This window comes from Thermoproteus thermophilus, assembly GCF_055392855.1.
Window position 1 is genome coordinate 405,267 of sequence record NZ_AP042466.1, and the last position, 25,311, is coordinate 430,577.

A 25,311-nucleotide genomic window follows, 5' to 3' on the forward strand; every position below is an offset into this window, starting at 1 on the left:
CACGATATGGAGATGCGCCAAACGCCTATTTCAGCGGCTCTGAGAGGCCTTAGCCTCAATCTAGCTGAGGGATAAGCGTGGAGGCCAGTACGGAAGGAGCTGTACGCCGACTTCATCGCGGCGGTCGGCGAGCTGGGCGCGCCGCCAAGGATCCGGCGAGGGGCTGTTCTGATCGTGGTGCATCCACGATTTTTATTTATAATGCGTGTGTTCGGACATGAAGGCGATAGTCTATCACGGGAGGGGGAGCTCCCCCGATAGGGTGGACTGGTTGATCAAGCCCTTGAAGGATCTGGGCTACGAGGTGGTGGCGCCCTCGATACGGGACGTCTCAGACGCCTATGAGGTCGGCCTCTCGGCATTGCCCGTCGACGTGGCGGCGGGCCACTCCATGGGCGGCACCGCCGCGTTGCTGCTCGCGGCCAGGAACCCGGGCATGGTGGGCTGCGTGATATCGATAGCGGGGCCCGTGGACAGAAGGCTACAGCTTCAGTGGCTCGAGAACAAGGGCGACAAGTTCTCCAAAAGGCTCGCCAACGAGCTCGCCGCCCTCGGGCCTCTGCTGGACGAGACCTCCCCGTCCCGCTACATAGGGCGGGGCATGCCGCCGGTCCTTTACCTCAGAGGGGAGAGAGACGACGTGGTCCCCAGAGCGCACGTGGATATACTGGTCGGCCTCGCCGAGAAGTTCGGGTTCCCCGTGGACGTGGTCGAAATAGCCGGGATGGGCCATACGCCTAAAAACGACGAGGAGAGGGACAAGATAGCTAAGGTCATAGCCAACTTCGTCGAAAAATGCCCTAGGAGACCTTGGGGATCACCCCCTTCCCCGTGAGGAGCCTGTTGACCTTGGATTTATCCACCTTGTAGACGTTCACGGCCACTTCCTTGATCAGCTTATCGGACGGCTTACACTTCTGGAAGCCCAGCTGTAGGCAATAGGTGTACTTGTATATCTTCAAGTCGTTCGGGCTCCTTATGGAGTCCTCGGCTATGAGCTCGGCGATTTTGTAGGCAGTGTAGAACGCCATGTACCTCACAAACTTCTCCTCCATGTCGGGGTAGATCGCCTCGGCCGTCCTGATGGTCTTGACGAACAAGGGCTCCGCGAAGACGCCGAGGACCGTCCCGGTGAATGCATACCTCAAGAAGCGGAACACCTTGTCCTCGAGGTCCTTGCCCTTTATCTCCACGATTATGCCCTTTATCTTCTCCTTGACCTCATCGGTCAAGACCTCGGTGATGCCCTTCACGATCTCCAGTGCGCTATGCGCCGCGTTCTCCACGTAGAACAAGTTATCGAGCTCGCCAGGCGCGATGGCCCCTGCGCCGTATATGCCGACCACGTGGACCGTCGCCAGCTCCTTGTCGTATATGGACTCGGTTGAGAACCCCCTCAATGGCTCAACTCCCCTCCTCTTGTAGGACTCCTTCAACGCCTCCACTAGGCCTAGGCGTGTGGTTATGTCCCCCCTCAACGCCTTTTCGAGTACCTCCAATGCAGCCTCTACCCTATCACGATGCAGCCTTTTTATCCCCATTTTTAGGCGCAACGACTATTCTTGTGGGAATCGGCAATTTCGAGGCCGCCCTCCTCAAGGCCTCCTTTATGTGAGGCAAGTGCTCCGGTTTGAACTCCAAGTACATGAGCACTTGTCCCCTCTCGACACGCGCCGCTCTGCCGGCCGGAGAGCCGAAGTTCAGCCTCATGCCCTCTTGTAGACGGTCGGCGCCTGCCATGGCCAACATCTTGTTCTCTCTGAGGACGTGATGGGGGTAGACCTCCACTCTGAAGTAGTAGTTGGCATCGCCGACCTTGACGGACAAATACTTGTAGGCCATTTGGCGCGCTGCCTCGAGGGCTTGTGCCCTTATTTGGCCTCTGCTCTGGGATATAAGGATAGCCATCATCGTGAACCCCTCCCTAGCCGACGGGGAGGTGTTGCCCATGTCGAACTTGGGTATCTGGACGTAGGGAGCGCCGTGTATGTACTCCAGCCTCGTGTAGGGCGGGCCTTTTATCCTCCTGTAACATCTAGCAGGGCGCACCGGCATAAGCGGTAGGAAGTCCCTCTATTTAACTCTTATCGGCCGATTTTTTCTTCTGCATCAAGGACATGACCGCTTGGACCAAATCGCCCTTGGCCTCCCTCAACGCTTGCTCCGCCTCCTCTCTGGTGGCCCCTGTCTGCTCCACGACTAAGCTGATGTCCTCGTCGGTGGGCGCGTAGCCGCCGGCGGCCGCCTCTTGCCTCTTCTGGACCTTCACCGAGCCCTCTTGTGCCTGTATCTGGTATACTAGGACCTTGTTGGGGAGCTTGAGCAAGGCCACCGAGGGCGACTCGATTCTGAGCACATCGCCGTTCTTAAGCCCTATCTCCACGTACGCGGCGTCCACCTCTTCCATCTTTATACCCATCCTCTTCAAATAACGCTCTAGCTCGCGCGGGTTGAACATCAGCCCAATAGGCTGTGGATCGTTTTAAGGATCTCCTCCACGTCTCCCTCGTAGAAACCGCCGGCGTAGGTCTTGGAGCCGCCTCCCTTGAACCCACGTTTCCTCAACTCGGTAGCTATGGGGCCGACGTCTATTTGACGCCCGCTGTAGAGCTCCAGCCTCTTGCCCGACCTCACCACCAACAACAAACGCGGGTTCTTGCCCGTCGCCGCCGTCGCCACCGCCTTGGCCAACTCCTCGTCGTCGAGCTCCAAGTATGCCAAATCCGCCTTGGGGAGGGGCTCGACGCGGAGCGCCCCGGCCAACAACTCGGCGTAGGACGAGGCGAGCTTCTTATAACGCCTCTCCAGGTCGTCGAATTTCTCCATGTACTTGGCCAGCTGGGCCGGCGCGTCCTCCTTGCCGGCGCCCAGGGCCTTGGCCACGGCCGATAGGTCCGCCTCCATCTTCTGGACGTAATCCACGGCGTGTTCGCCCGTGGTGAAGACGAAGCGGACTACGCCGTCCGCTATACGCTCGACGCGGACTATCTTGATGAGGCCTATTTCGCCTGTGTTGTGGAGATGAGTGCCTCCGCACGCCTGCACGTCGAAGGGGTCGTCCTCGGGCCCTATTCTGAGTATCCTTATATCCTTGGCCGGCACCACTCCGCCTTGATAGATTATGAAGCCGAACTTGGCCTCCGCCTCGTTCCTGGGCATTATCAAGGCCCTCACAGGCAAGTTGGACATGACGATCTTGTTGGCGAGCTTCTCTATCTCGGCTATCTCTTTCTCGGTGGGCATCTTGTAGTGGGTCACGTCGAGGCGGCTGAAGGGTATGTCCTTCTGGGCTCCCGCTTGCCATATGTGTTTGCCCAAGACCCTCCTTATGCTCTGTATCAACACGTGGGTGCCCGTGTGCATCCTCATCAAGGATAGACGGCGGTTCCAGTCGATTTCGCCGTAGACCTCCTCGCCCTCCTTAGGCGGAGGCCCCTCTATCACGTGGACTATAACGCCGCCGAGCCTCTGCACGTCGACCACCTTGGCCTCCCCTCCGCTGTGCTTCAACACGCCCTTATCGGCCGGTTGGCCTCCGCCTTCTGGATAGAACACCGTGGCGTCCAACACCACGTACTTCCCGTCTATGACCCTCAACGCCTTGGATTTAGCGGATCTCCTATAGGGATCCTCGTAGAACAACTCCCTCGTCTTCGGCAGATCGGCCACTTTGGCGAGCGCCACGGGCAACTTAGCGGCCTCCTCGCCCGACTTCCTTGCTTGATGGCGAGCCGCCAGGCGGGAATAGAAATCGTCCGGGACCTCGGCCTCGGCGCCCAGCTTCTTGGCCGCCTCGCGGGCGACCTCCGGCGGAACGCCGAAGCTGTCGTAGAGCTCCACTAAGTCCTCGGCCTTGAGCGTCTTGTCCCCGGCCCTCTCTAAGGCCTTCTTGACTAGAGAAGGCGCGGACTTGAGCACTTCTTTGTACTTCTTCTCCTCTAGGTCTATTAACTCCAGTATCACGTCGCGGCTCTCCCAGACCTCGGGGTAGTCGTCTCTCAAATATTTTAGATGTAGGTCGAATAGATCCACCAACGAGGCCTCTATCCCGGCTAGCCAGAGCCCGCGGAGGGCTCTGCGTATGAGGAGGCGGGCCAAATAGCCGGCCCCGGAGTTCGACGGTATGACCCCGTCCGCGATCATCCAAGAGACCGTTCTGCTGTGGTCCGCCAAGACGTACAACGCCTCTTGGGGCTTCATGATCTCGCGGAATTCCTGCGGCGATACGCCGATCTTCTTGGCGACCTCATTGTAGGCCCTCTCGAGGCCCAAGACCTCGGGGTCCATCTGGCCGAAGAAGACGGACGCCCTCCCCAGGACGTCCGCCGGGGGCTCGGACACCCCGAGCTTCTGCCTAGCCGCCGACAAGAACGGCCCGAACACCGCGTCGTAGATGGTCGGAGTGCCCTTGGCCATCCAGTAGATCCGCTCGAGGCCGTACCCAGTGTCGACGATCTTGAGGGGGAGCTCCACGTGTTTCCCGTCCTTGACTTCGTAGTGCATGAACACGAGCGTGGCCACTTCGAGCCCTCTGACCAACACCTCGAAGCACTCGCCCGCGTTGCCGCCGCCCTCCCACATGGACTCCTTGAAGGTCACCTCGTCCTCAGATATGCCGAGCTCCTTCGTGAAGAACTCGTAGGCGTATTCCGTGGTCTCGCTTATCCAGTAGACGTATTTATCGGGGTAGTTGAAGGCGTGGTGGGCCATCATCTCGAAGCCCGTCAAGTGGCGGCCGCTCCTGCCCACTTTGTCCACGTCGGTGAGCCTTATGGACGGCTGCGATATAGTCAACGGATTGGCGGGGGGCGGGACCGCGCCGCTGGTGACCCAAGGCTGGAAGTCGTATATCGAGGCGCCCACTAGGAACACGTCGTCGCGCCATCTGGCCACCACGGGATATCGCTTGATCCTGGCATGGCCGCGCTTCTCGAAGAACGACAAGAACCTCTCCCTCAAATCCCTTATGCTCTCTACGGAGACCCTCACGGGCGAGTTGCCTATGAAGCCGTAGGGGACGCAAGGCTGGTCGCCGCAGTAGACTTGGTCGGCCCTCTTGGTCCAAAAGTAGGACTTACACGAGGGGCACTGCTTCCTATAGAAGCGGCTGACCTCGAAGAGCTTGGCTGAAAGCACGGCCCAGCATCAACTGGAATATTAATATTTGGCGCCGACTTCGCCAGAGCTTGCTCGGGGCTACGCAGGAGGACGAGGGCCCGAGCGCGGAGTCGAGGACCCCCCTCGTCTTTGCGTACGTACGCGGCGAGAGCCCATGGGGCGGTCGCCGGCTTAGGGCCAACGTAAGCGCTCTCGACATCTATTTCCGCCCTCTGTACAAGCTCCTCCTCGACGTCTTGAGACTTAGACGAGGCCGGAGAGGCTATCGCGGCCTCGGTCCAGACGGCTACAACTGGGATTTCAGCTCCGCTGAAGTCGCTTCACCGCTCGTCTGAACCCCCTTCTCATCATAACGCACTTCTATACACGTGATATTAACTTTGGGGCATTGGCCCAAGACGTAGAGCTTCTCGGGGGCCGTCAGCTCCAAGAACTTCCTCAACGGCTGTTCCGGATCGAGGAGCGGGGCCTTGACGACGGCGCCGGCCGCGTATTTGTGGCCGCCGCCGCCCAACGCGACGGCTATCTCGGTGCAGTCGTATTTGCTGTTCCTATCTGCGCCGCAGTAGAGCCTATAGGACCTCCTGTCCAGCTTCACGAATATATTGACGTACTCGGCGCCTTTTTTCTGGAGCGCGATGGCCAAGGACCTATAGGATATCGGGAGCTTGACGGGGCTGTAAATCGCGAGGACCCTCTCGGGCGGCACGGCGCTCGCTATTTTCTCGACCAAGGCGGCTAGCTTGTTGCCGCGCTCCACCAATTGCGCTATCGCCGGCTCTTGCAACGCCTTGAGCCCGACGCGGGCCAACGCCTTTGCGACCATCAACTTTTCGCCATATGCGGCGTACCTCACGGCGATGTCCAAATCCCTCACGGCGGCGTCCTTTATGTCGGCTGTGTCCGTCTGCCTCGCCGCCTCGGCGATCTCCTCCGCTATGGGATCGCCGGAGAAGCCCAAGGCCTTGAGGGCCAACACGGCGGACGCGGGGGCCTCTGGGTCGTAGAACTCCTTGGCGGCGCAGGGCTTGTTGGTCTTGTGGTGATCGGCTCTGAGCTCGGCCTTGCCGGGACAAGGGAGGTCGGCCACGAAGTCCCAACGGAGCCATCTGATCCACCTCCTCCTCTGCACGTCCGTCGGATACGCCAAGACCACGACGCCTTTCGGGTACCTCCTCAAAAACAAGGCGGCTGAGGCTATGCCGTCCACGTCGTTGGCATCGCAAAGCGCTAGCGGCCTCCCGGCGAGCTTCGCGTAGAGGGCGTCCAACAGCCTCACGGCCGGGGCGAAGTCCGTTTTAAAAACTATTGTGCATCACTTTATTGCGCCATCTATTGTGCGGGAAGAGGGCGTCGTCTTGCCCCCTCATTGGAACTTAAAAACTTTAGAGCCTAAACCCAGCTGAGGTCGGCGGAGGAATCCCCGGCCTTCCCAGTGGGAGGTCTGCCGCAGTTTTGGCAATGCCCGGGCCCAGCGTCCACCCCAGCCTACAACCGCCCGCGGTCACCGCTAGCCTCGTGCCTAGCTTCTCTACCACTGGAAGACCGTCTGGGCCACACGGCCTATAACCCCCACTGTCATGTCTAGGCTTCGAATCCCCCAGCCTGCTACGCGCGGTTAGGACCAACGTAACCTTGATTCACTTGCTATAAGGCATTATGAAGACCCCGCCTACGAAGTCGGCCACAGTTTTCTCCACCGTCTTCCTCGGCCTTACCCTAAAGCCGTACCCCTTCATAGGGGCTATGGGGATGTCAAGTTGCCTTGCCCACCACCCCGCGGCCACCACCCCTCTGCCTCTATTCTCAAGCCCCCTCCGCCTCCACTACGCCGTCGCTCACAGATTTTACTCTCCGCCGCTCGAGCTTAATCCCCGCCGCGGCTGCATCGCGATATAGCCTCTCGGCGGCTAAGTCGGTGGATATAATCACGGCGTCGAGATCTATAACCACCCTCCTCCCCTCACTTTCTCCTACTTGGCAAACGGCAGAGAGAGAGCTTCGCAGGGGCCGCCCTCGCAACGCTAATCGGCGCCTTGATATATTGGTTTTTCCACGCCGCGTTTATACCCTTCATAAGCGGATTGTTGGCGCTGATTGTACGGCTCTACGCACTCCGCAAAATACAAGGCGTCGGCTGGCTCGGCGCCGCGGCCTTGGCATTCCTCATATGGATAAAACGGCGTGCTGAGCCTATTTTTGCCCACGCTCCTACAACCACAGTATGACAAGTCGAGAAAATCGCATCGCAATTTATATATAGTTAAGAAATAAACCGTGGTTATGTCTTTCTGGGAGCTCTTCACATATGGCTTGACTTTAGTAAGGGGCCTCCCCGGCGCGGGGAAGACTATACTAGTGGCAAAGGCGGTGTCGCAGTACAGACGCGTCACTTGGTTTACTTTCTACGAGACTGAGGAAAGACTTCGGCGTTTTCTCAGCACTGTGGGCGTCACGCCGCCTAGCTATATATACGACCTAGCCTCGGTAAAAGAAGTCGAGGCCCTAACCCAGTTTATAGTAGACAAGATTTTAGAGGTTAAGCCAGAGGCGGTAGTAGTAGACGGCGTGTCCGCACTGGCAAGAGAAGGCGAGAGAGAGCTGGCACACGCCTTGTTTTACAAGGGCGTTTCAAGAGATGTGCCCGTAGTATTAATAAAAGAGGGGCTCGACGTGTCGCCGGTAGATTACGTCGCAGATAACATAATAGAAGTACACCACAGCATACTAGAAGGCGGGGCTTCCCACCGCTATGTAAAAATTACAAAAGCCAGGGGGAGGGCCGTGGAAGACCACTCACCCACTTATATCATAACAGAAGTGGGGCCGCTAGTGTTTACCCCCCAGAGAGAGGCCAGAAGGCTACTAGACGAGAGGCTAACTACCGGCTTCCGTGAAATAGACGAGGCGCTGGGAGGCGGCATTTTGAGAGGATCCCTCGTGGCGGTGGTTGGGCCCATAGACGGCTTAGCCAGCAAAATGCTAGTGCTCACTGCAGTCGAACTTGCAAGAGGAGGGGCCAAAGTCCTCTACCACCACCACAAGCCGTATCCCACCTTTGTAAAATTTGCCGAGGCCCTCGGCGTGAGGTGGCAAAGAGATGACATAACTTGGTACTACCACCCCGTCTCGGACCACAAAAGCCTAGAATGGTGTTACAAAGCGGCGCAGATAGTAAACAACGGCAACTACGACGTACACATCGCAGACCAGTACGAACTTGTGGCAACAACCGCGGGAGCAGAGCTCCTAGTAGAAGCCGCCAGAGTCTACCAATTCCAACTACAGCGGCCAACTGTGACAATACAAATCTTCAATTCATACCACATTTGGAGGGATGCGGCACGGAAAATAGGATCTATAATCGACTACTTATTATACTTTAAACACGGCTCAGTCAAAGTCTACGCCCCCGAGCTCAGCACACCCCTTGAATTCACCTACCAAATAGACGCGGCAAACAGGAGGGTAATATGGAAGAAACAATAAGACAACTCCACGACTTGGGCATCAGCGACAAGAGGAAATCTATGATAGATAAGGGAATAGTGGTAAAAATTATCTCCACCCAAATCCTTTTCTAATCTCCTCTAAAAGATCGTGTCAACAAAAATATACAAGAGGCGAGTGGTAGTGGGGCCCAGATTTTTCGGCCAGCAACGCCGCGTACCGGGGACCTCGGGGTTATGATCGGCTCGTGGGCAAGGGGCGATTGGCTCGTCGATAGCGACGTGGACCTCGTGATAATCTCGCCGGATTTCCGCGGAGTGCCTCGGCTCAAGAGGCTGGAGCTACTCGCCAAGGTGGGGGCCTCCCTAGACTCGCCGCGTCTATCGACGCATGCCCTATACGCCCGAGGAGGCCGAGGCGTCCACATCTGTCGTGTTGAAGGACGCCAAGAGGTATTGGAAAAGGATATGGCCCTAGCCGTTTCCGCCGCGCTGAGAGGGCTCCGCCCCGCTTGCCGGAGCTCGGCCCGGCGGTCTAACCGCAGAAAGGGGGCTTCCGGCGGCTTGGACGGTCGCATATTTATATAGGTGACGCGCGCCTTGTCGTGAGGATAAATCCCGCGCTCTGCATCCGCTGCAGAGGCGCCAAGATGCTCTGCGGCCTCGCCTATTGTCCCGTATTGGTCAAGACCAAGGTCAAGAAGTACGCCGAGGCGTTAGCGGGGAGGACCTCTGTGTTCGGCTCGTCGCCCCCCAGCATCTTCGTGGGGCGCATCGGGTGGCCCAAGATCAGAGTCTACCCGTCTGCCCCGCCTCTGGAGGGGGACACGTCGAGGCTCGAGGACCCCAAGACTTGGCTCCAGATGGACCTCGAGGAGTTCTTGTCCTACCGCTTGATCTTGGCCAGGGGATCCTTCGAGGTGGACGTGGACTCGGCCAGGGATCCGCCCCGGCTTCTCGAGGACGTGCAAGCGCTGGCGCTCTCGCCTCGACCCGCCGAGGTGGAGCTGGAGCTCAAAAAGCCCCTTAGGCCCGAGCCGTCCCTCGACGAGCACTCCCCTCCCTTCGGCCCGGCCTCGCCGCTTAGGTCCCTCCGCCTGGGCTCGTTGCCCCCGCCTGAAAGGGCCGTGGAGAGGGCTTACTCCGACGCCGATCATTCGGCCCGGGAGGCCATATGGGATCTCTACAAGTCGGGCATAGACGTGCACAGGATATCGAGGTTTTTGAGCGTCGGCGCGTTGGGCGTCAAGAGGCGGCTCGTCCCGACGCGTTGGAGCATAACGGCGGTCGATAAACAGATATCAGATAGGCTACTCGAGAGAGTCAAGAGGATGCCGGTGTTGGACCGTTATTTGGTCTACGCGAGGAAGACTAAGGGGAACACCTTCGTGGGGCTCTTGGCGCCTAGGGGGTTCATGTACGAGTGGGGGGAGGCATGGTGGCCCTCGACGACTTGGAACCCGTTCGGCCCCGCGCCCGAGGTCGAGGTGGACTGGGAAGGCCCTCGCGGGAGGTCGACGTATCCCCCAATCGGCGGTTGCTACTACGCGGCCAGGCTGGCCGCGGCCGAGGCGTTGGACTCCATGGGCAGACAAGCGGCCGTGGTGTTGTGGCGCGAGATCTACCCGGGCTTCGACTTGCCCGTGGGAGTTTGGTACGTCAGGGAGAACGTGAGGGCGCTCTTCAAGGGCAAGCCCGAGAAGTTCGACGAGCTCGGCGAGGCTTTGTCCTATATGGCGTCCCATCTAAGGCTCCCCTTGGACGTTTGGTACTCCAAATCGCACGTGGTGAAGGCGCTCAAGACCAGTCTTTAAAACTTGGACGCGATGGGGTACGTGGAAATACGCGGCGTCACTCTCATATACGGCAAGCCTGGCACGGGGAAGACCACCTTGGCGATGCACTTGGCCTCGGAGAGGTTGAGACGCGGCGATAAGGTCCTCTGGGTCTCCTTCTACGAGGACGAGGAGACCTTGCTTAAGAACGCGAAGGCGCTCGGGTACGACTTAGGACAAGCGCATATATGGAACGCCGTGTTGGCCAACCCCCAAGACGTCTTCAACTACATAGTGGCCTTGGCCGCCGACGAGGGGCCCTCTATGTTGGTCGTGGACTCCATGAGCCAACTACAAGGGCTCGACTTGAGGTCGCACGCCACCAACGTGTTGTACAAAGCTCTGAGATCTTCCGGCGTGGACGTAGTGCTCATAGCGGAGGAGGAGGGCGCGGTTCCGCTGAGCTATATAACAGATAATGTGATACACTTGGTCAGGAAGATCTCCGAGAGGGGGATAGCCGCGAGGTACGCCGATTTCGAGAAGATGCGGGGCAGGGCCGCGGGCTTCGTGAAGCCCTTCGAGATCGTGGAGAGCGTCGGCATAGTGTTCCTCGACGAGCTCAAACCGCCTAGGCGGGGCGCCGCGAGAGTCCTACGCACCGACACTTGCCTAGATCGGCTGTTGGGAGGCCTAGAGCCGACCAACACCCTCTTAGTGGCGCCGGCCACAAACCTCTTCTTGAGGTTCTTGGCCAAGCTGACCGCCAACTTGTCCCAAAACGGGGCCAAGGCGCTCTTCCTAGCAAGCGCGATAGATCCCCTAAAGTTCCAGGCCTATGTGGAAAGGCTGGGCGGCGAGGTAGCGGCGAGGCGGATCGACGCGAAGCCCGAGGCGTTTTGGCGGTTGGTCTACGACCTCTACAAGGCTGTCGAGGAGGTCCAGCCGGACGTCGTGGTTGCAGATTGGCTAGATGTCGAGTTCGCCTTGTTGGGCCGCGACTTGGCCCTCGAGGCCTACTACCGCAATTCGTCTCTCCTAAAGGAGGCAGGCATAGCGTTCGTGGCCGCCGTAATGGAGGAGCGAGGGCTCTTCGCCCTCTCCGACAACGTCGTGATGTTCGCCGAGGAGGGCGGCGATATGTACGCGCGCCTCGTCAAGTCCTCGAGCCTCGAGGGCGCTGCGGAGAGATGCAAGGTGGAGTTGTGAAGGTAGTTGAAATCAAGACGTCGAGAGGGCTCGTCAAGTCGGGCCTGCCCGAGTACGACTACGCCTTGAACCCCTATCTGGGATGTCGGCACGGCTGTCGCTACTGCTACGCGAGGGATTTCACGAGGGGCGAGCCTGGGGATGCGTGGGGCGAAGTGGTCTACGTCAAGGTGAACTTGCCGGAGGTCCTATCGCGGGAGGTCAAGACGTTCAAACCGGGAATCGTCGGCGTGTCCACTATAACGGATCCGTATCAGCCCGTTGAGGCCAAGTACAGACTCACGAGGAGGTCCCTCGAGATACTGCTCGCCTCGGGCTTCAAGGCATCGGTGCAGACGAAGTCCACGTACGTCCTCAAGGACATGGACCTATTCTTCACGCATAGGGACAAGGTGGACGTGGGCTTTACTATTACCACGTTCAAGGCAGAGACGGCCAAGTTATTGGAGCCCAACGCCCCTCCGCCCAGGGCGAGGGCCTATGCCTTGTCCGCGTTGTCCGAGCTGGGCGTCAAGACGTGGATATTCCTAGGCCCCATAATACCGGGGGTCAACGACTGCGTTGAGGACTACGCGCCGATCTTGGAGGTCGCGAGGAGGGCCAAGAGCGAGGTGATCGTGGATAAATATCGAGGACGGCCGGGCGCCGACTCCATGCTCCTCGCGGTCGGGATCAAGCCGAGGCGCGACGAGTCGTGGTGGAGGGCCAAAGTCGCCGAGATCAAGGCCAGATGCGCAGAGCTCGGGGTCTTGTGCAAGACGGCTGAGGAGGAGTGGAGATCGGCAAGGAGGTCGAGGGATTTGAGGGAGTTCTTCTAATACCTTCTCTCCGGCCACCTCAACGCGAACTGGAGCTGGGCCAAATTGCCGAGCATTAGGTCAGGCCTCTGTTCCGGCGATCTGGGCTCGCTCCTCTTGCCCCTGTAGACCAAGACCGTGTACATCCCCGCCTCCCTGGCCCCGGGCACGTCGGCGTAGGCCTTGTCCCCGATGTAGACCGCTTGCCAGGGGCCCACTCCGGCCTTGGCCATGGCGAAGCTGAAAGGCGTCGCGCTGGGCTTGGTGGAGCCCGTGTCCTCGCCCGCCACGACAATTACGTCGAAGAGCTCCAGCGGTATCCCGCTCCTCCTCAGCCTATCCCTCTTCATGCCCGGCACGCCGTCGGTATCGGTTATTAGCCCCAGCTTCACCCTGCCCTTGAGGAAGTGGAGCAAGACCAAGGCGTCCTTGTAGGGCCTCATCGCGCTGGAGTATTCTGAAAAATATATATCGGTCAGCGTAGATCCTATCTCATCGTCGTACAACAAGCCAAGCCGTTTGAAGAGCTCCCTCCACCTGGCCTCCCGGGAGTACTCGTGTCTCTCGTCCATCTCCTCGTCCACTTGCGCCACTAAGTCGGCCACTTTGTAGAGCCTTACTCCGTATCGATTCGTCATGAACTTGGCGACGGCGAAATGGGCCCTCCTCTTGGCCTCCGAGTCGTCGACCAACGTGCCGTCGAAGTCGAAGAAGACCGCCCTTATCACGATAAAAATATAGCATGGAAAATAAAAGGACTCGCCATGGGCGTGAAGGTCGGCCTAATAGGGCTCGGGGTGATGGGCTGGCGCATAGCGGCCAACCTAGCCGCCGACGGCCTCTTGGCCTTCGTGTACAACAGGACTAGGGAGAAGGCGTTGGAGTTCTCGCGGAAATACGGAGTCGAGGCGGCCGAGAGCCCGGCGGATTTGGCCAAGGGCGTCGACGTGGTGTTGACCGTGTTGTCCGACGACGAGGCCGTCTCGCATGCGATCTCGTCTTTGTTGTCGGCGGTGGCCGGCAAAATAGTGGTCGATATGTCGACCATATCCCCCTCCACGTCCCAACGCCTCGCCTCCGAGGTGGCCGAGGCGGGAGGCGTCATGTTCGACGCGCCCATAATAGGGACTTCCGTCGCGGTCGAGAGGAGGCAGATAACAGTCCTCGTGGGAGGGCCCAGAGAGAAGTACGACGTGGTGGAGTCGGTCCTGAGGCACACCGCCAACGCGGTGGTCTACGTGGGGCCCAACGGCTACGGCCTATACGCCAAGCTGGTCAACAACTTATTGTTGGGAGCATACGTGGCCGCGATGGCCGAGGCGTTCAACTTCGGCCTTAGGGCAGGGCTGGACACCAAGTTCTTGGCAGAGCTCTTGACCAAGTACAGCTCGGCCAGATCGCCCACGAGCGAGTTGAAGGCGCCTAAGATGGCCTCGGGCGACTACTCGATGCAGTTCGCCATGAAGCACATGAGGAAGGACCTAGAGCTGGTGCAACAAGAGGCCAAGAGGCTCAAGGCCGCCGTCCCGCTCTCGGCTCTGTCGCTTCAGCTCTACAGATTCGCCGAGGCCATGGGCCTTTCCGAGCAGGACTTCTCGGCTGTGTTGGAGCTCTTCAAGAGGTAGCGTATACACGCCTCTTTTTAAAAAGGCCCTCTACATAACGGCATGGCGCAGAGCTGGGAGGCGAGGCTCGAGGTCTTGAGGAGGCGCGCGTTCTTCGTCTTGGCGGCGTCTTTTAGGAACATCAAAAGGCTTCGGTGGAATCCCGACGGCTCTTTGGACGTGGAGGCGCGGGAGAGCTCGTGTTTGTTCTTCAAGGGCATGAAGGGGTCGGCGTTAGTCTTGCTGGACGGGAGGCCCTATTTCGGCCTCGACTCCGCGCATTTCTACGTGCCGTTGCCGCCAGGGAGGCACAAGGTGGAGCTGCGGCTGAGCCCGTTGGCCGACTTCGGGCAATGGGTTGGCGCCGATACCGGAATCCCGATATACGCAGAGAGGGACGAAGACGGGTTCAAGTTGTGGACGTACGCCAAGACCGCTCTGGAATTGGCCGAGGCGTTGGGCCCGGGCAAGCCGGCGGATGACTTGCTCGAGGTGCTCGACGAATCGTTGAGAGGCCTCTTCAAGGGCGTCTCGTTAGCCCAAATAGAAATAGCTTTGATGTTTGACAAGAGGTATTCCCACCTCCTCGACTACGTGCCGGAGGGCCTCGACGCGGAGGCGGTCGGGCTAAGGGAGGCGGCGCCGGATTTCGGACAAGCCTTGAGGGCGCTCAGGGAGGGCCTCGCCGAGTTGAGGAGGAGGTACGGGAAAAGCGGAGTCCTGGCGTCTTTCGGCCACGCCCATATCGACGCGGCATGGCTCTGGAACTTCGACGAGACGAAGCGCAAGGTGGAGAGGACGTTCTCGACCGTGTTGACCCTCATGTCCAGAAGGAGGTTCCGCTTCGTACAGAGCAGCGCCTTATACTACGAATGGGCCGAGGAGGCCGGGTTGCTGGAGCGCATCAAGGCGGCCGTCGAGGAGGGCGCTTGGATTCTGGCCGGCGGCTACGTGGAGCCCGACACGAACCTCGTCTCTGGCGAATCCCTCGTGCGCCAGATGTTGTACTCGCAAAGGTATTTCTTAGAGAAGTTCGGCCGCACTGCGGACATCCTCTGGCTCCCCGACTCGTTCGGCTTCTCGGCACAACTGCCCCAGATAGCGAAGCTCTCCGGGTTCAAGATCTTCGCTACGCACAAAGTGGCTTGGAACGACGCCAACAAGTTCCCCTACAACGAGTTCTTGTGGGAAGCCCTCGACGGGACGGCCGTGCCGGCCGTGGCCTTCGGCTTCGGCGCGGGCGGCTACAACGCCGACTTCACGGCCAAGTCGGTGCTCGAGCAAACGAGGGCTTGGAACGGCGAGGGCCCCGTGCTCTACTCCTTCGGCTGGGGCGATGGAGGGGGAGGGCCCACCGAGGAGATGCTCTATCGGGCCGAGGCCATCGACGAGATGCCCTTACTCCCCTCAGTGCAGATCGTCGGCCCCTACGAGCCTAAGCCCAAGGCCCGCTGGAGAGGGGAGTTGTACGTAGAGGTTCACAGAGGCGTCTACACGTCGCACGGGAAGATGAAGAGACTACACGCAGAGGCCGAGAGGTGGCTACGGGAGGCCGAGCTCTGGAGCGCCGTAGCCGGCCTAGACTTCGACTTCAAGCGGTTGTGGAAGATCGTCTTGAAGAGCCAATTCCATGACGTGTTGCCCGGAAGCGCCATCAACGCGGTGTACAGGACCGTGTACGGCGAGCTCGAGGCCGTGATAAGGGAGGCCAAGGCCCAAGCCGAGAGGGCAGCCGCGGCCTTGGCCGGCGAGGGCGATAGGCTCTTGGCTTTCAACTTGCTTCCGTGGGGGCGGCTGGAGTACGTGGAGGTCGAAGGCCGCGTGGCCCCCGTCGAGTTGCCCCCGTTAGGATTCGCCGAAGTGGGCAACGTTTCCGTGGACGACAAGGCGATAGCCCGCGACGAGGGGGACCGCTACGTCCTCGAGAACAAGGCCTTGAGGGTAGTAGTCGACAAGAACTCGGGCGCGTTCAAGTCCATCTACGACAAGGAGGCCGGGCGGGAGGTGTTGAGGGGCGAGAGCAACGTGCTCATCGCGCACGAGAACATCCCGGTCTGGGACGCTTGGGACGTAGAGCCCTTCTTCGAGAAATCCGGCGTTCGGGCATCTCTGAGATCTATCGAGTTGGCCGAGGGCGGGCCCCTCCGGGCGTCGTTGAGGTTGATATTCGAGTTCTTGAACTCCAGAGTCGAGGAGGAGGTGAGGCTATACGCCGGGATCAAGAGAGTGGAGATAGTCGTGAGGACGGCGCTTAGGGATAGGGAGAGGTTGTTGAAGCTCTGGTTCGACTTCGACGTAAATGCCGACAAGGCGGTTTTCGAGATCCCGTTCGGCAACGTCGAGAGGTCGACGACGGCCAACACCAGCTGGGATCGGGCCAAGTTCGAGGTCCCGTTCCTCCACTGGTTCGACATATCGGAAGGGGACTACGGCGTCGCCGTGTTCTCGGACTCAAAACACGGGGTCTCTATTAGGGGTTCAAGGGCCGGGATCTCGTTGGCCATGTCGCCCATATTCCCCGACCCCTCCACAGACGCCGAGGATAACGAGGCCTTAATAGTGGTCTACCCGCACAGAGGCGATTGGCGCGCGGCCTCAGTGCCGCGGGAGGCCTACTCGGCCATAATGAGGCCCTTGGTGATCAAAGGCAAGGGCGGATCCTCCTCCTTCGGCGAATTGTTGGGCGATAATCTGTTGTTGGAGTCCATCAAGAGAGCCGAGGACGGCGACGGGATCGTGGTGAGGATATACGAGGCGCACAACAAGAGGGGTATCGGCGTGTTCAGACTCCCGAAGCGCCCCAAACGCGTCTCCTCGACGGATATACTAGAGCTCGGCGAGGTCCCGCGAGATATGCGAGTGGAGGAGCGCGGCGTGGTCTTCTCCTACCGCAACTACGAGATCATAACGCTGAAAATAGATATATAGGAGTGGGGGGTTACATGACGGCCCTCGCCCCGCGAGAGGCCCGGAGCGGCCGCGGTGAGCGGGAGCTCCCTCGCAGCGGCGCATCATGAGGATTAAGCTCGACGTGGTTTATACTCCGTACGAGGCGATCCACGATGCGGTGTTGGCGATAGAGGGAGGCCGCGTGGACGACATAACCTCGGGCCCTTATGACGTGGATTTCAGAGACTATGTCGCGGCCCCCGGGCTTATCGACACGCACACCCACGGCTGTTGCGGCGTGGACTTCACCAGCTCGCCGCATAGGCTGAGGGAGTTAGCTTTCGCCTATTTGAAACACGGCGTAACGGCGTTTTTGCCCACGACGGTCTCGGCGCCGAGGGCTGTCCTGGAGAGGGCCCTGGACGCCGTGAGGAACTACGCAGGCGGAGGCGCTAAGGTCTTGGGCCTCCACATGGAGGGGCCCTATATAAATCCGGCGAGGAGGGGAGCTCAGAACCCCGCCCATATAAGAAGGCCCGATCTCGACGAAGTGGAGGCCTACTTAAACTCCGGGGCCTTGAAGGTGATGACGTTGGCCCCGGAAGTCGAGGGCGGCGCGGACCTAATACGACGCCTTTCCTTGGCCGGGGCGATACCAAGCGTGGGCCACACAGACGCCGATTACGCTACCGCCAAGCGGGCCATAGCCCTGGGCGCCTCGCGGGCCGCCCATATATTCAACGCCATGAGGGGGTTCCACCACAGAGAGCCGGGCGCGGCGTTAGCGCTCCTGGAATCGCAACACGTGTACGTCGAGTTCATAGCCGATATGGTGCACCTATCGCCCGAGGCCGTTAGGCTCGTCTTGTCGTTGGCCGGCCCGAGGAGGGCCGTGGCCGTGACGGACTCGACCGCTGCCGCAGGCCTCGGCGACGGCGTCTACAAGCTTGGAGACCAAGAGGTCTACGTGTCGCGAGGCAAGGCGGTCCTCCCCGACGGCACTATAGCCGGCGGGGCCGCCACCTTGGACCAGATAGTGAGAAACTTAATAAACGAGGGCGTAAGGCCCGAGCTGGCCTTGGCGGTCGCCTCGCGCACGCCCGCCGAGTCCTTGGGCGCGCTCGACATGGGGTGTTTAAGGCCCGGGTGCCGCGCCGACGTGGTGGTTATGGATAAATCGTTTAAGCCGGTGGCCGTTCTCGTGGACGGCGAGCTCCTCTGGAGTATAACATGAGTATAATGAAGTTAAAGCAGACTTGTGTAGATTAAAAAAGTTAATATATATGTCTATATCTAATTTCCTATATACAAAATGAATAGTCTCTATAATCAAAAATATGAATACTTGTATCTATATTCAATAGGTTCTGGCTTAAGCAAAAGGTTTTTATAACCATATCTCAAAGCGCTCACATGATGTTCGAGGACATCTGTGAGGGGATACCGGACGCCCGGGAGAGGGCGAAGTGTAGGGAAAAAGCGGCGAGGACTCTATGGAGCTTGCTGCTTTCCTGGGGGCGCGTCTAAGGCGAAGGCCATCTAGGCTCTCTTAGGCGGCCAGAGGCCTTGTTTTTTCCTCTTAGCCAGATAGACGAGCTAAACCGTAGGGCTACTTATGTAGTATTGCAGGAATAGCCCATCGCCTGTTACGGGGTCCACCCGGGAATTTATGTTCCACGGGTTGAAATCGCTTATGGTCCTCCACTCCCTTTCGGCCACCGCGAGGCCCTCCTTCTCGAGGTCTCTTAAGATCATGTGGGCCGCCACGGCGAAGTTGATCTTGGTCCAACAAGAGCGTAGCTGGGGGGTCTCCTCGTCGGGTTTGCCGTCTGGCGTGATCGGGTTGGGTATGCAGTACTTGGAAGCCCTATAGCCCAGCTCGTATATGCTCGTGAGCGCCGTCCTTATCTTCTGCTCGTCGACGATCGGGGGCAAGTCTAACATATCGCACCAGAACTGCCCGAGGAGTTGGGAGCTCATGCAAGTGTCCTTCGTCGTATCTCCGCGCTTCCACGCGACGAAGTAGCGCCCGTTCCATAACTCCTCGAAAGACCTCTTGCCCTTCTCGAGGCATCTCCTATATTTCTCATCGACGGGCAACCCGAGCGCCTCCAGTGATTTGATAAAGGCGGTTAACGCGCAAAGGAATAGGGAAGCGATATAGGACGATCTGCCATACATGAACGCGGCGTCGTACGAGTTAGTACTCCTTGTCGAAGACGGAGTCCTTCAACGAGAGTATATCAACGCCGTCTAGGTATATACGGCCCGACTCCAAATAGGCAAGGGCTTGAGCAATCTCATGATGGCATGCGCCAACGTGCTCTTGCCCGATCCGCTCTCCCCCACCAAGCCGAGCACCTCGCCCCTCTCGATGTCCAAGTCGACGCCCCACAACGCCGCTATTTCGAGCCCTAGATCGGGCAGCTTGTACACGACCCTGAGATCTCTGATCTCCAAAAGGGCCATATGCCTTTAGTAAAACTATATTTAATATCTTCGAAGGAGAAGATATGGAGAAGAATAAATTTGTATACGATCAACTTGCTAGTATCGCTTTTTTAGTGTCCTCGCGGACCAGTAGCTTTCCCGCCATCACCTTCATCTTGATTCTGTATAGTTGGTATTTATCCTCGGGGCTGTACTTGGGCGGGTGGGGGACCTCGAGGGGGCCGCCGCATTTGGGGCAGACGTCCTTCTTGAGCGTGTAGGCGCCGCATCGCGCACAACGCCGCAGTAGCGACCTCATTGCTCTATGCGCTGTATCGACGCCACGACCTTGTACTTCTTAGCGGCTTCTTGAAGCGCCTGGGCGGCCTCGTTGAACGCGGCCTCGAGCTGTTTGGGGAATTTGCCGACTAGGTCTATCCTATATCTCGGTGGGCCCACTACGTAGAGCTTTACGGCCACGTTGGGGTGCCTCCTCTTCACGACGTCCTCCACGGCTTTTAGGACCTCGCGCACTTTCTCCACGCCGTCACCCTCTATGCTCACAGCCTTTATTATGCCGGATATCTTCACGTCGGGGAGCTCCACGTGTTGTCTCGCCACTTCCACCAACGCCTCCTCGACGCGCGGCGGCAGTTTAAGGGGCTTGAGGACCTCGGGCCCCGTCTTCACGACCTCCTCGAAGGCCTTGAGGGGGTCGCCGAAGGCGTCCTCGAGCGCCCACAACATCTTGAGCGCCTCTTGTTGGGGCAAGCCTGCCTTGGACACGACGAGCTCTAGGAGCTTGTACGCCCTCATCTCCCTCCGCCATTGGAGGAGCTTCTTCTCCTTCTCTTGCTCTCTGACCCGCCTGAGGGAGACCTCCACCACCTTCATCTTAGGGTTGACCGACGTCACCTTGAAGACGGCCTTTTGGCCCTCCTTGATGTACTCCTTTATGCCGTGGAACCAGGACTGGACTATCTCCTGCGTGGGAGCAAAGGCCTCCACCTCGTATTCGTCTAGATATATGTAAGCGCCGTGCTCCGCTATCTTCTTGACGGTGCCTATGACGAGCTCGCCAACTTCGGGGAGATCCCTCCGGGCCAACCTCATGCCGGCTCCGCCTCGCTTGGTTATAAACTTTAAGTTATCTGGTATATCACGACCCAGCCGTATTGCCTAGAGACGTAGACCAGCCTTAAATTGGGCGGGAGGGAGACGGCCGAGAAGCCCTTGGCGTTTAGGCCGGCGATGGGGTAACAGAAGCCGGCAGAGGACGTCGTGCAGAGCGAGCCCGTTATGACTTGGTACTGCGGCGCTATCTTGGCGTAGTTGTAGTACACGTCCCAAGGCAAGAAGGTCTCGTTGCCCGTGATTATGTTCACGGCGGGGACCCCCGCGAAGATCCAAGTGGGATAGCCGTAGGGGCTGTAGGTCGTCCACATCCAGTACACTCTTTGTAGATTGAACAACATAGCGTATAACAACGTCGTGAGGTTCAACGGGACTATCAAGAACTGGGCGCCCACGGCAAAATAGGGGCCGCTCTGCGAGGCCCCCGTGAAGAAGTACCCGAAGGGGTTGGCCAAGTGCTGGGCGTAATCCGCCGGTAGGCCGAACTTGGCGACGTCGTTGCCGTATACTTGATAGGCGATCTGGGCCATCCAGTAGCTCTTCAAGAAATCGCCGCCCGCGGGCACCTCGGGCACCAGCGTGCAGAACGGGAGGGCGAACCAGCCCGTGTTGTTGCCGATTGCGATAAAGTTGTTGCTCCAGAGGCCGTATTGGCTATAGCTCGGGTTGGCGCAAAGCGCGCTCCACGGCATGAACGCGACGATGTAGTTGGTCTTGAGGTCCTCCGAGAAGATCTTAACGCCGAGTTGCGCGGGCGACATGAAGGCCAGCCCTATAGTGCCTATCTGCGTCGAGTTTATCGTGGAGTTGTCGGCGAGGCTCGGGCGATCGCCTAATATGGTCACCCAATATCCGTAGTCCCACCACTCGGCGACCGACGCGTTCGGCGGTAGCCTAGTCGCCATCCACATCAACGCGTCGAGCCAATCGGAGCTGGGGACCGAGGGGCCGGCGGTAGCCGAGACCACTATCTGTTGCGGCGCCGTCGCGGTGCCCCAACCCAGCGCGACGAACATCGCCGTTGCCGCTACCGCCATCAGCGCAACGGCCCATCCGAAACGCTTGACCTTGAGGAGCTGGGCTATGCCCACGGCCGTCGCGGCCACGGCTGCCGGGGCCACGAGTATGAGCAGACGCACTTGGGTCGCGGCCGTGTAGCTGCCCGTGACCAGGTAGGCCAACAAGGGCAACGCGTATGGCTCTGTCAAGAACGGGACGGACGCTATGATGAACGGTATGACCGGCCCGTAGGAGCCCAGCTCGAGCTGGAACGTGGAATAGCTGTGCTCGGCGACGCTCTGCACTATCGCCGATCTGCCGAACGGCAATATAGTCGCGAGGAACTTGCCGGATATTATGTGGAAGTAGGCCAAGATCGGTATCGAGGCCGTCACGAGGACCACGACGGCTGCGATGACCCAAGCGAATCTCTTGAGGAATCTGTAAGACCTCGCGAGGCCCACCTTCGCCTCCAGCGCGTAGTAGCCCAACACCAAGGCCAAGGCCAACGTGGGTATGAAGTTGTAGATTGAGGCTAGCATGTGGGGACCGTACCTCAAGACGGCCGACTCGAACGCCGCGAATAGGAAGTAGAAGATGGCGTAGGAGATGGCCAAATTCCTCGTGGAGAAGCCCGGCGATCTGCCCTGGGCGTGCCTCAACACGGCGTAGGCGATTAACACCATGGCGGAAAGGCCCACGAGATTCCATATGTAGAACTGGGCGCCCCACGTCCACGCCACGAACCCTATAGTGGCGGTGCCCAAAACGCCGTAGAGGATCGGCCTCTTCTTGAGCGCCTCCACTAAGAGGCCCAGCCCCAGCGGTGCGAGGAACAAGGTGAGGGCCTCGTCGTCGAACCAGCCGCCGAAGCCTCTCTGCAAATAGGTGGGTGCCACGGCGGCGAGGAGGGCCGCCAAGAGGGCGGCCTTCTTGTCCGAGAAACGTGATACGAAATAGTACATAGTAAAGACGGCGAGCGAGTTGTACAACGCAGGCGCCACCACCACTGCGTGCCAGAGGTCAAAGCCGAAGGGCTTGAACAAGAAATAGACGGAGAGGCCGTAGAGGGACACTCCCGGGATCAAGACCTTGGCCCAGTCCACCCCCCATGGGTACCAGAAGTCGGGGAAGTAGGCCCCCTTGAACCACCAAGATACGCCGTGCTGGAGCGTGTAGAGGGCTAGGTAATACCTAACGTAGGGGTCAAACTCGTCGATCCACCAGCCCCAGTAGAAGACTCTGTACATGCGGAAGTAAAGCGCCATGGAGAACGCAGCGACGAGCCCGCTGACCAATACGCCTGTCCACAGACGGCCCCTCTCCTCGGCCATGAGGGGCGGGACTTAGGCCTATTTATCGTTTTGCGAGCAATTTAAAGGCGATTTTAACAGGCCTGCGCTCCAGAGGCGATAGGCATTTGGGGCAGACGCCGCCCCACATCTTGGCGACGGCCTCGACGGTCTTGGGCTCGGGGCCTTTGTAGAGCTCGAAGCCGCAGCTTAGGCATTTCACAATATACACACCCTATAAGGCGTCCCGGTTATTAAGGTTGGCGACATATGTCCAGTGCTATACCTGGCGAGAGCACGAAGCTCAAGGCGTCCACCTCGTCCTCGGAGAGCTCTGGGTACTTCCGCCTGAGCCAGAATCTGCCCAACGAGGCCCTCCTCTCGTCCACAAGCTTTACCTTAACGCAACGCCTCGACAACTCCTCGAAGACGGGCGAGGGATCGACGTAGGGCGACGAGCCGACGGCCACTTCCGAGATCCCGCTCGTCGACGCCAATATCCTCCTCAACGCGTCCGCGGAGACCACTGCGTGTAGCAATGGGCGGTCGCGCCAGACCATCACAACGCCGTTTTTGGCCGCGCCCAGATCCACGCCTATGTTGGCGCCCGGGAGCGCCGAGCTGAGCTTGGCGAAGAGCTCCAGCGGTAGATCCCCGCAATCTATGGGGATTCCCTTCGCCCCCAACGCGGCGTCGGCCAAGGTGATAGCGCTGGGGCCGTACGCTAAGGAGAAGACGTATCTCCTCACCTCCTCGAAACAACGCCGACGCCCGACGAAGCCCAGCTCCAACGCCGTATAGGACTTGTCCTATAAAAGCTCTTCAGTAAGCTATATAAGCAAGCCCCAACCGAGGGCTATGGACTGCGCGGGGTTCATGAGATAGAGCGGGAGATCGCAGAGCTCTTGGAGAAGAGAGCGGCTTGTCCTCAACCGCCCTCTCTGGGCGGCGAGATCGGCGCGTTCTTGGCCTCCCTCATATCGAGGAGGTGGAACCCCCTCGTCGCGTATCTAGGCCCCGAGAAGTCCTTCACGTGGGAGGCGGCATCGGCGTATATGCCTGGCGCGAGGCTCGTGGCGGCGAGGACTATATCTGAGGTCTTCCAGATGGTCGAGGACGGCGCCGTCGACCTCGGCGTGGTGCCCTTCATGAACTCGTTGGAAGGCCCCGTGGGGGAGACCGTGGACTCCTTGGCCACCCGCGCCGCCTACATAACGGCCGTGTTGGAAATGAGAATAGTCCTCTGTTTTGCCAAGAAGGGCGCCCCGAGAGTGGTCTACTCGCACCCGCACGCCATAGCCCAAGCGAGGCGGTTCTTGTCCTCGTTGGGGGCGCAAGTTGTCTACACCAACAGCACCGCCGAGGCGGTCAAGGCCTTCGAGAGCTGCCAAGACTGCGGGGTCATAGCGTCTCCTCGAGCTCTACAAGGCTTGGACGCCATATGCGGCGTGGAGGACGCCGAGAGTTACACCAGATTCGCGGTGGTGTCGCGGAGGGGGCCTAGCAAGGGGCGCTACGCGGCTCTCATATTTGCGGTCCCCAACACCCCGGGATCGCTCCATAAGGCCCTCGCCCCCATAGCCGAGCTGGGCATAAACATGACCTTGATATATTCTAGGCCCACTCGCCTCTCGCCGTGGGATTACTTCTTCTTGGCCGAGCTAGAAGCCGGCGATAGTCTGGACAAGCTCGTCGAGGCCTTGAGGTCGAGGACCACTATGTTAAAGGTCGTGGGCGCCTATGACGTAGTGAGGCTTTAATTCGATATCGAAAAATTTAAATATATCCGATATCTATTTCGATACATGTGGTGGAGGAAATGGCGCGCTTGGGGCGGTTGGATGGGTCCCTGGTGTCGGCCCAGCGAACGGCTCTACGTCGAGGAGGCCGTGTGGGAGATGAAGTGGCTGGCCCAGTTCTTGAAGGAGAACGCAGACAAGCTGGACGCCCGGGACAAGGAGTTGTTGGCCAAGGAGCTAGAAGAACTTTTGAAGTACTTCGCTCACAACAAGTGAGTTCAGCTTTTTTATTCGCCCGTTCGCGGAGAGCATGAAGAGGGCTTGGATAGCGGCCGGAATAGCGGCAATAGCGGCTGTCGTGGCTGCGTATATCGCGCTGGCTCAGAACACGTCTAGCGCCTCCGCCACGACGCAGTGGACTGGCCGAACGCCCTATTGGAGCAACGCGACGTCCCAAACGCCGTGCCCGGCGTGGGGCGGCGCGAAGGCGTGGCGGGTTGCGCACCCCCGCGGAGTTTGGGGGGTTCCCTGGAACGCGACCGCGTATCCCCCCACCGCTAAGAGCTTAACCATCTCGATGAGCTCTAGCCAAGTATCCTTACAGCTACAGCTCACGGGCATCACGAGAGGCCCCAGCGGCGTCGCGCAGATAGTTGCGGGGAGCGGCACGGTGAAGGCGGGCGACCAATCCTATAACGTCGTGAGCGCCTACGGCGTAGTCGGGAACGGGTTCTTCGCCTTGAGGCTCTACACAGGGAACGCCCTAATCGCCGTGGTCTACTACAACGGCGTGTATAGAGCAGTGGTCCAGCCGCTAGGCGTCGCCCAGACTACGATATATTACGGCAACGCCACAGCCCAAATAACCTAAATTTT

General features: G+C 59.2%; 28 protein-coding genes and 1 pseudogene. 13 read left to right on the top strand and 16 right to left on the bottom strand.

The genetic code is table 11. The annotated features are described in order from the left end of the window. Window positions 1–217: 217 nt before the first annotated feature. A complete protein-coding gene (locus ACZ5PA_RS02405; protein WP_464930697.1) occupies window positions 218–835 on the top strand; it encodes an alpha/beta hydrolase family protein in 618 nt (205 codons plus the stop codon). Here the strand turns inward: ACZ5PA_RS02405 and ACZ5PA_RS02410 are convergent. The 8 genes from ACZ5PA_RS02410 to ACZ5PA_RS02445 all read right to left on the bottom strand — a co-directional run bounded on the left by ACZ5PA_RS02410 (window position 801) and on the right by ACZ5PA_RS02445 (window position 7,071). After that, window positions 801–1,541 (bottom strand): DUF2192 domain-containing protein, encoded by a 741-nt coding sequence (locus ACZ5PA_RS02410; protein WP_464930698.1) that lies wholly within the window; start codon window positions 1,539–1,541, stop codon window positions 801–803. The two genes, ACZ5PA_RS02405 and ACZ5PA_RS02410, sit on opposite strands and share 35 nt — an antisense overlap. Further along, entirely contained in the window at window positions 1,516–2,055 is a 540-nt protein-coding gene (locus ACZ5PA_RS02415; RefSeq protein ID WP_464930699.1) for a 50S ribosomal protein L16, read from the bottom strand. Before ACZ5PA_RS02415 ends, ACZ5PA_RS02410 begins: the two co-directional genes overlap by 26 nt. A gap of 22 nt (window positions 2,056–2,077) precedes the next feature. Continuing rightward, complete coding sequence (locus ACZ5PA_RS02420) at window positions 2,078–2,458, bottom strand: nascent polypeptide-associated complex protein (RefSeq protein ID WP_464930700.1); 381 nt, start codon at window positions 2,456–2,458, stop codon at window positions 2,078–2,080. Next, entirely contained in the window at window positions 2,458–5,136 is a 2,679-nt protein-coding gene (gene alaS, locus ACZ5PA_RS02425; protein WP_464930701.1) for an alanine--tRNA ligase, read from the bottom strand. The genes ACZ5PA_RS02420 and alaS overlap by 1 nt, the downstream gene beginning before the upstream one ends. Before the next feature lie 268 nt (window positions 5,137–5,404). Then, window positions 5,405–6,397: a Fis family transcriptional regulator gene (locus ACZ5PA_RS02430; RefSeq protein WP_464930702.1), complete on the bottom strand. Its 993-nt coding sequence runs from the start codon at window positions 6,395–6,397 to the stop codon at window positions 5,405–5,407. Window positions 6,398–6,503: 106 nt separating this feature from the next. Then, the gene (locus ACZ5PA_RS02435) at window positions 6,504–6,656 is read right to left on the bottom strand and encodes a hypothetical protein (RefSeq protein ID WP_464930703.1); all 153 of its coding nucleotides are present in this window, start codon (window positions 6,654–6,656) and stop codon (window positions 6,504–6,506) included. 102 nt (window positions 6,657–6,758) lie between these two features. Continuing rightward, window positions 6,759–6,905, bottom strand: coding sequence for a hypothetical protein (locus ACZ5PA_RS02440; RefSeq protein WP_464930704.1), 147 nt, complete (start codon window positions 6,903–6,905; stop codon window positions 6,759–6,761). A 19-nt stretch (window positions 6,906–6,924) separates the two neighbouring features. Further along, window positions 6,925–7,071 (bottom strand): hypothetical protein, encoded by a 147-nt coding sequence (locus tag ACZ5PA_RS02445; RefSeq protein WP_464930705.1) that lies wholly within the window; start codon window positions 7,069–7,071, stop codon window positions 6,925–6,927. 26 nt (window positions 7,072–7,097) lie between these two features. Here ACZ5PA_RS02445 and ACZ5PA_RS02450 point away from each other — a divergent pair. From ACZ5PA_RS02450 to ACZ5PA_RS02475, 6 genes and pseudogenes are all read left to right on the top strand, one after another. Next, window positions 7,098–7,392, top strand: a pseudogene (locus tag ACZ5PA_RS02450) (hypothetical protein); the annotation flags it as partial. 9 nt (window positions 7,393–7,401) lie between these two features. Beyond that, window positions 7,402–8,607, top strand: a complete 1,206-nt coding sequence (locus ACZ5PA_RS02455; RefSeq protein ID WP_464930706.1) for an RAD55 family ATPase — start codon at window positions 7,402–7,404, stop codon at window positions 8,605–8,607. Between the two features lie 197 nt (window positions 8,608–8,804). After that, window positions 8,805–9,155 (top strand): nucleotidyltransferase domain-containing protein, encoded by a 351-nt coding sequence (locus tag ACZ5PA_RS02460; protein ID WP_464930707.1) that lies wholly within the window; start codon window positions 8,805–8,807, stop codon window positions 9,153–9,155. Window positions 9,156–9,172: 17 nt separating this feature from the next. Next, on the top strand, window positions 9,173–10,381 hold the full coding sequence (locus ACZ5PA_RS02465; protein ID WP_464930708.1) for an Nre family DNA repair protein: 1,209 nt from the start codon (window positions 9,173–9,175) through the stop codon (window positions 10,379–10,381). Between the two features lie 21 nt (window positions 10,382–10,402). Then, window positions 10,403–11,551 carry an ATPase domain-containing protein gene (locus ACZ5PA_RS02470; protein ID WP_464930709.1) on the top strand — a complete coding sequence of 383 codons (1,149 nt, stop codon included), beginning with the start codon at window positions 10,403–10,405 and terminating at the stop codon, window positions 11,549–11,551. Beyond that, window positions 11,548–12,369, top strand: coding sequence for an SPL family radical SAM protein (locus tag ACZ5PA_RS02475; RefSeq protein WP_464930710.1), 822 nt, complete (start codon window positions 11,548–11,550; stop codon window positions 12,367–12,369). Before ACZ5PA_RS02470 ends, ACZ5PA_RS02475 begins: the two co-directional genes overlap by 4 nt. On the opposite strand, the gene ACZ5PA_RS02480 is transcribed toward ACZ5PA_RS02475, so the two are convergent. Further along, the gene (locus tag ACZ5PA_RS02480; protein WP_464930711.1) at window positions 12,366–13,076 is read right to left on the bottom strand and encodes an HAD family hydrolase; all 711 of its coding nucleotides are present in this window, start codon (window positions 13,074–13,076) and stop codon (window positions 12,366–12,368) included. The genes ACZ5PA_RS02475 and ACZ5PA_RS02480 overlap by 4 nt on opposite strands. A gap of 42 nt (window positions 13,077–13,118) precedes the next feature. On the opposite strand from ACZ5PA_RS02480, the gene ACZ5PA_RS02485 reads away from it, so the two are divergent. The 3 genes from ACZ5PA_RS02485 (at window position 13,119) to nagA (ending at window position 18,075) form a co-directional block, all read left to right on the top strand. Next, window positions 13,119–13,973, top strand: a complete 855-nt coding sequence (locus tag ACZ5PA_RS02485) for an NAD(P)-dependent oxidoreductase (RefSeq protein WP_464931266.1) — start codon at window positions 13,119–13,121, stop codon at window positions 13,971–13,973. Window positions 13,974–14,015: 42 nt separating this feature from the next. Then, entirely contained in the window at window positions 14,016–16,880 is a 2,865-nt protein-coding gene (locus tag ACZ5PA_RS02490) for an alpha-mannosidase (protein ID WP_464930712.1), read from the top strand. Between the two features lie 85 nt (window positions 16,881–16,965). Further along, entirely contained in the window at window positions 16,966–18,075 is a 1,110-nt protein-coding gene (gene nagA, locus ACZ5PA_RS02495; protein WP_464930713.1) for an N-acetylglucosamine-6-phosphate deacetylase, read from the top strand. 362 nt (window positions 18,076–18,437) lie between these two features. Here nagA and ACZ5PA_RS02500 read toward each other — a convergent pair whose 3' ends face one another. From ACZ5PA_RS02500 to ACZ5PA_RS02530, 7 genes are all read right to left on the bottom strand, one after another. Next, window positions 18,438–19,022: a GH116 family glycosyl hydrolase gene (locus tag ACZ5PA_RS02500; RefSeq protein ID WP_464930714.1), complete on the bottom strand. Its 585-nt coding sequence runs from the start codon at window positions 19,020–19,022 to the stop codon at window positions 18,438–18,440. Window positions 19,023–19,094: 72 nt separating this feature from the next. Beyond that, window positions 19,095–19,310 (bottom strand): ATP-binding cassette domain-containing protein, encoded by a 216-nt coding sequence (locus ACZ5PA_RS02505; RefSeq protein WP_464930715.1) that lies wholly within the window; start codon window positions 19,308–19,310, stop codon window positions 19,095–19,097. Window positions 19,311–19,380: 70 nt separating this feature from the next. Further along, window positions 19,381–19,590: an RNA-protein complex protein Nop10 gene (locus tag ACZ5PA_RS02510; protein WP_464930716.1), complete on the bottom strand. Its 210-nt coding sequence runs from the start codon at window positions 19,588–19,590 to the stop codon at window positions 19,381–19,383. Beyond that, entirely contained in the window at window positions 19,587–20,384 is a 798-nt protein-coding gene (locus ACZ5PA_RS02515) for a translation initiation factor IF-2 subunit alpha (protein WP_464930717.1), read from the bottom strand. The genes ACZ5PA_RS02510 and ACZ5PA_RS02515 overlap by 4 nt, the downstream gene beginning before the upstream one ends. 29 nt (window positions 20,385–20,413) lie before the next feature. After that, complete coding sequence (locus ACZ5PA_RS02520; RefSeq protein WP_464930718.1) at window positions 20,414–22,738, bottom strand: STT3 domain-containing protein; 2,325 nt, start codon at window positions 22,736–22,738, stop codon at window positions 20,414–20,416. Window positions 22,739–22,760: 22 nt separating this feature from the next. Continuing rightward, on the bottom strand, window positions 22,761–22,919 hold the full coding sequence (locus ACZ5PA_RS02525; RefSeq protein ID WP_464930719.1) for a hypothetical protein: 159 nt from the start codon (window positions 22,917–22,919) through the stop codon (window positions 22,761–22,763). 31 nt (window positions 22,920–22,950) lie between these two features. After that, complete coding sequence (locus tag ACZ5PA_RS02530; RefSeq protein WP_464930720.1) at window positions 22,951–23,487, bottom strand: hypothetical protein; 537 nt, start codon at window positions 23,485–23,487, stop codon at window positions 22,951–22,953. 114 nt (window positions 23,488–23,601) lie between these two features. Here ACZ5PA_RS02530 and ACZ5PA_RS02535 point away from each other — a divergent pair, with 114 nt between their 5' ends. From ACZ5PA_RS02535 to ACZ5PA_RS02545, 3 genes are read left to right on the top strand one after another with little or no spacing between them, the layout of a single operon-like run. After that, window positions 23,602–24,456 (top strand): prephenate dehydratase, encoded by an 855-nt coding sequence (locus tag ACZ5PA_RS02535; RefSeq protein ID WP_464930721.1) that lies wholly within the window; start codon window positions 23,602–23,604, stop codon window positions 24,454–24,456. Between the two features lie 45 nt (window positions 24,457–24,501). After that, window positions 24,502–24,711, top strand: a complete 210-nt coding sequence (locus tag ACZ5PA_RS02540) for a hypothetical protein (RefSeq protein WP_464930722.1) — start codon at window positions 24,502–24,504, stop codon at window positions 24,709–24,711. 34 nt (window positions 24,712–24,745) lie between these two features. Beyond that, window positions 24,746–25,306 (top strand): hypothetical protein, encoded by a 561-nt coding sequence (locus ACZ5PA_RS02545; RefSeq protein ID WP_464930723.1) that lies wholly within the window; start codon window positions 24,746–24,748, stop codon window positions 25,304–25,306. The last annotated feature ends 5 nt before the right edge of the window (window positions 25,307–25,311 follow it).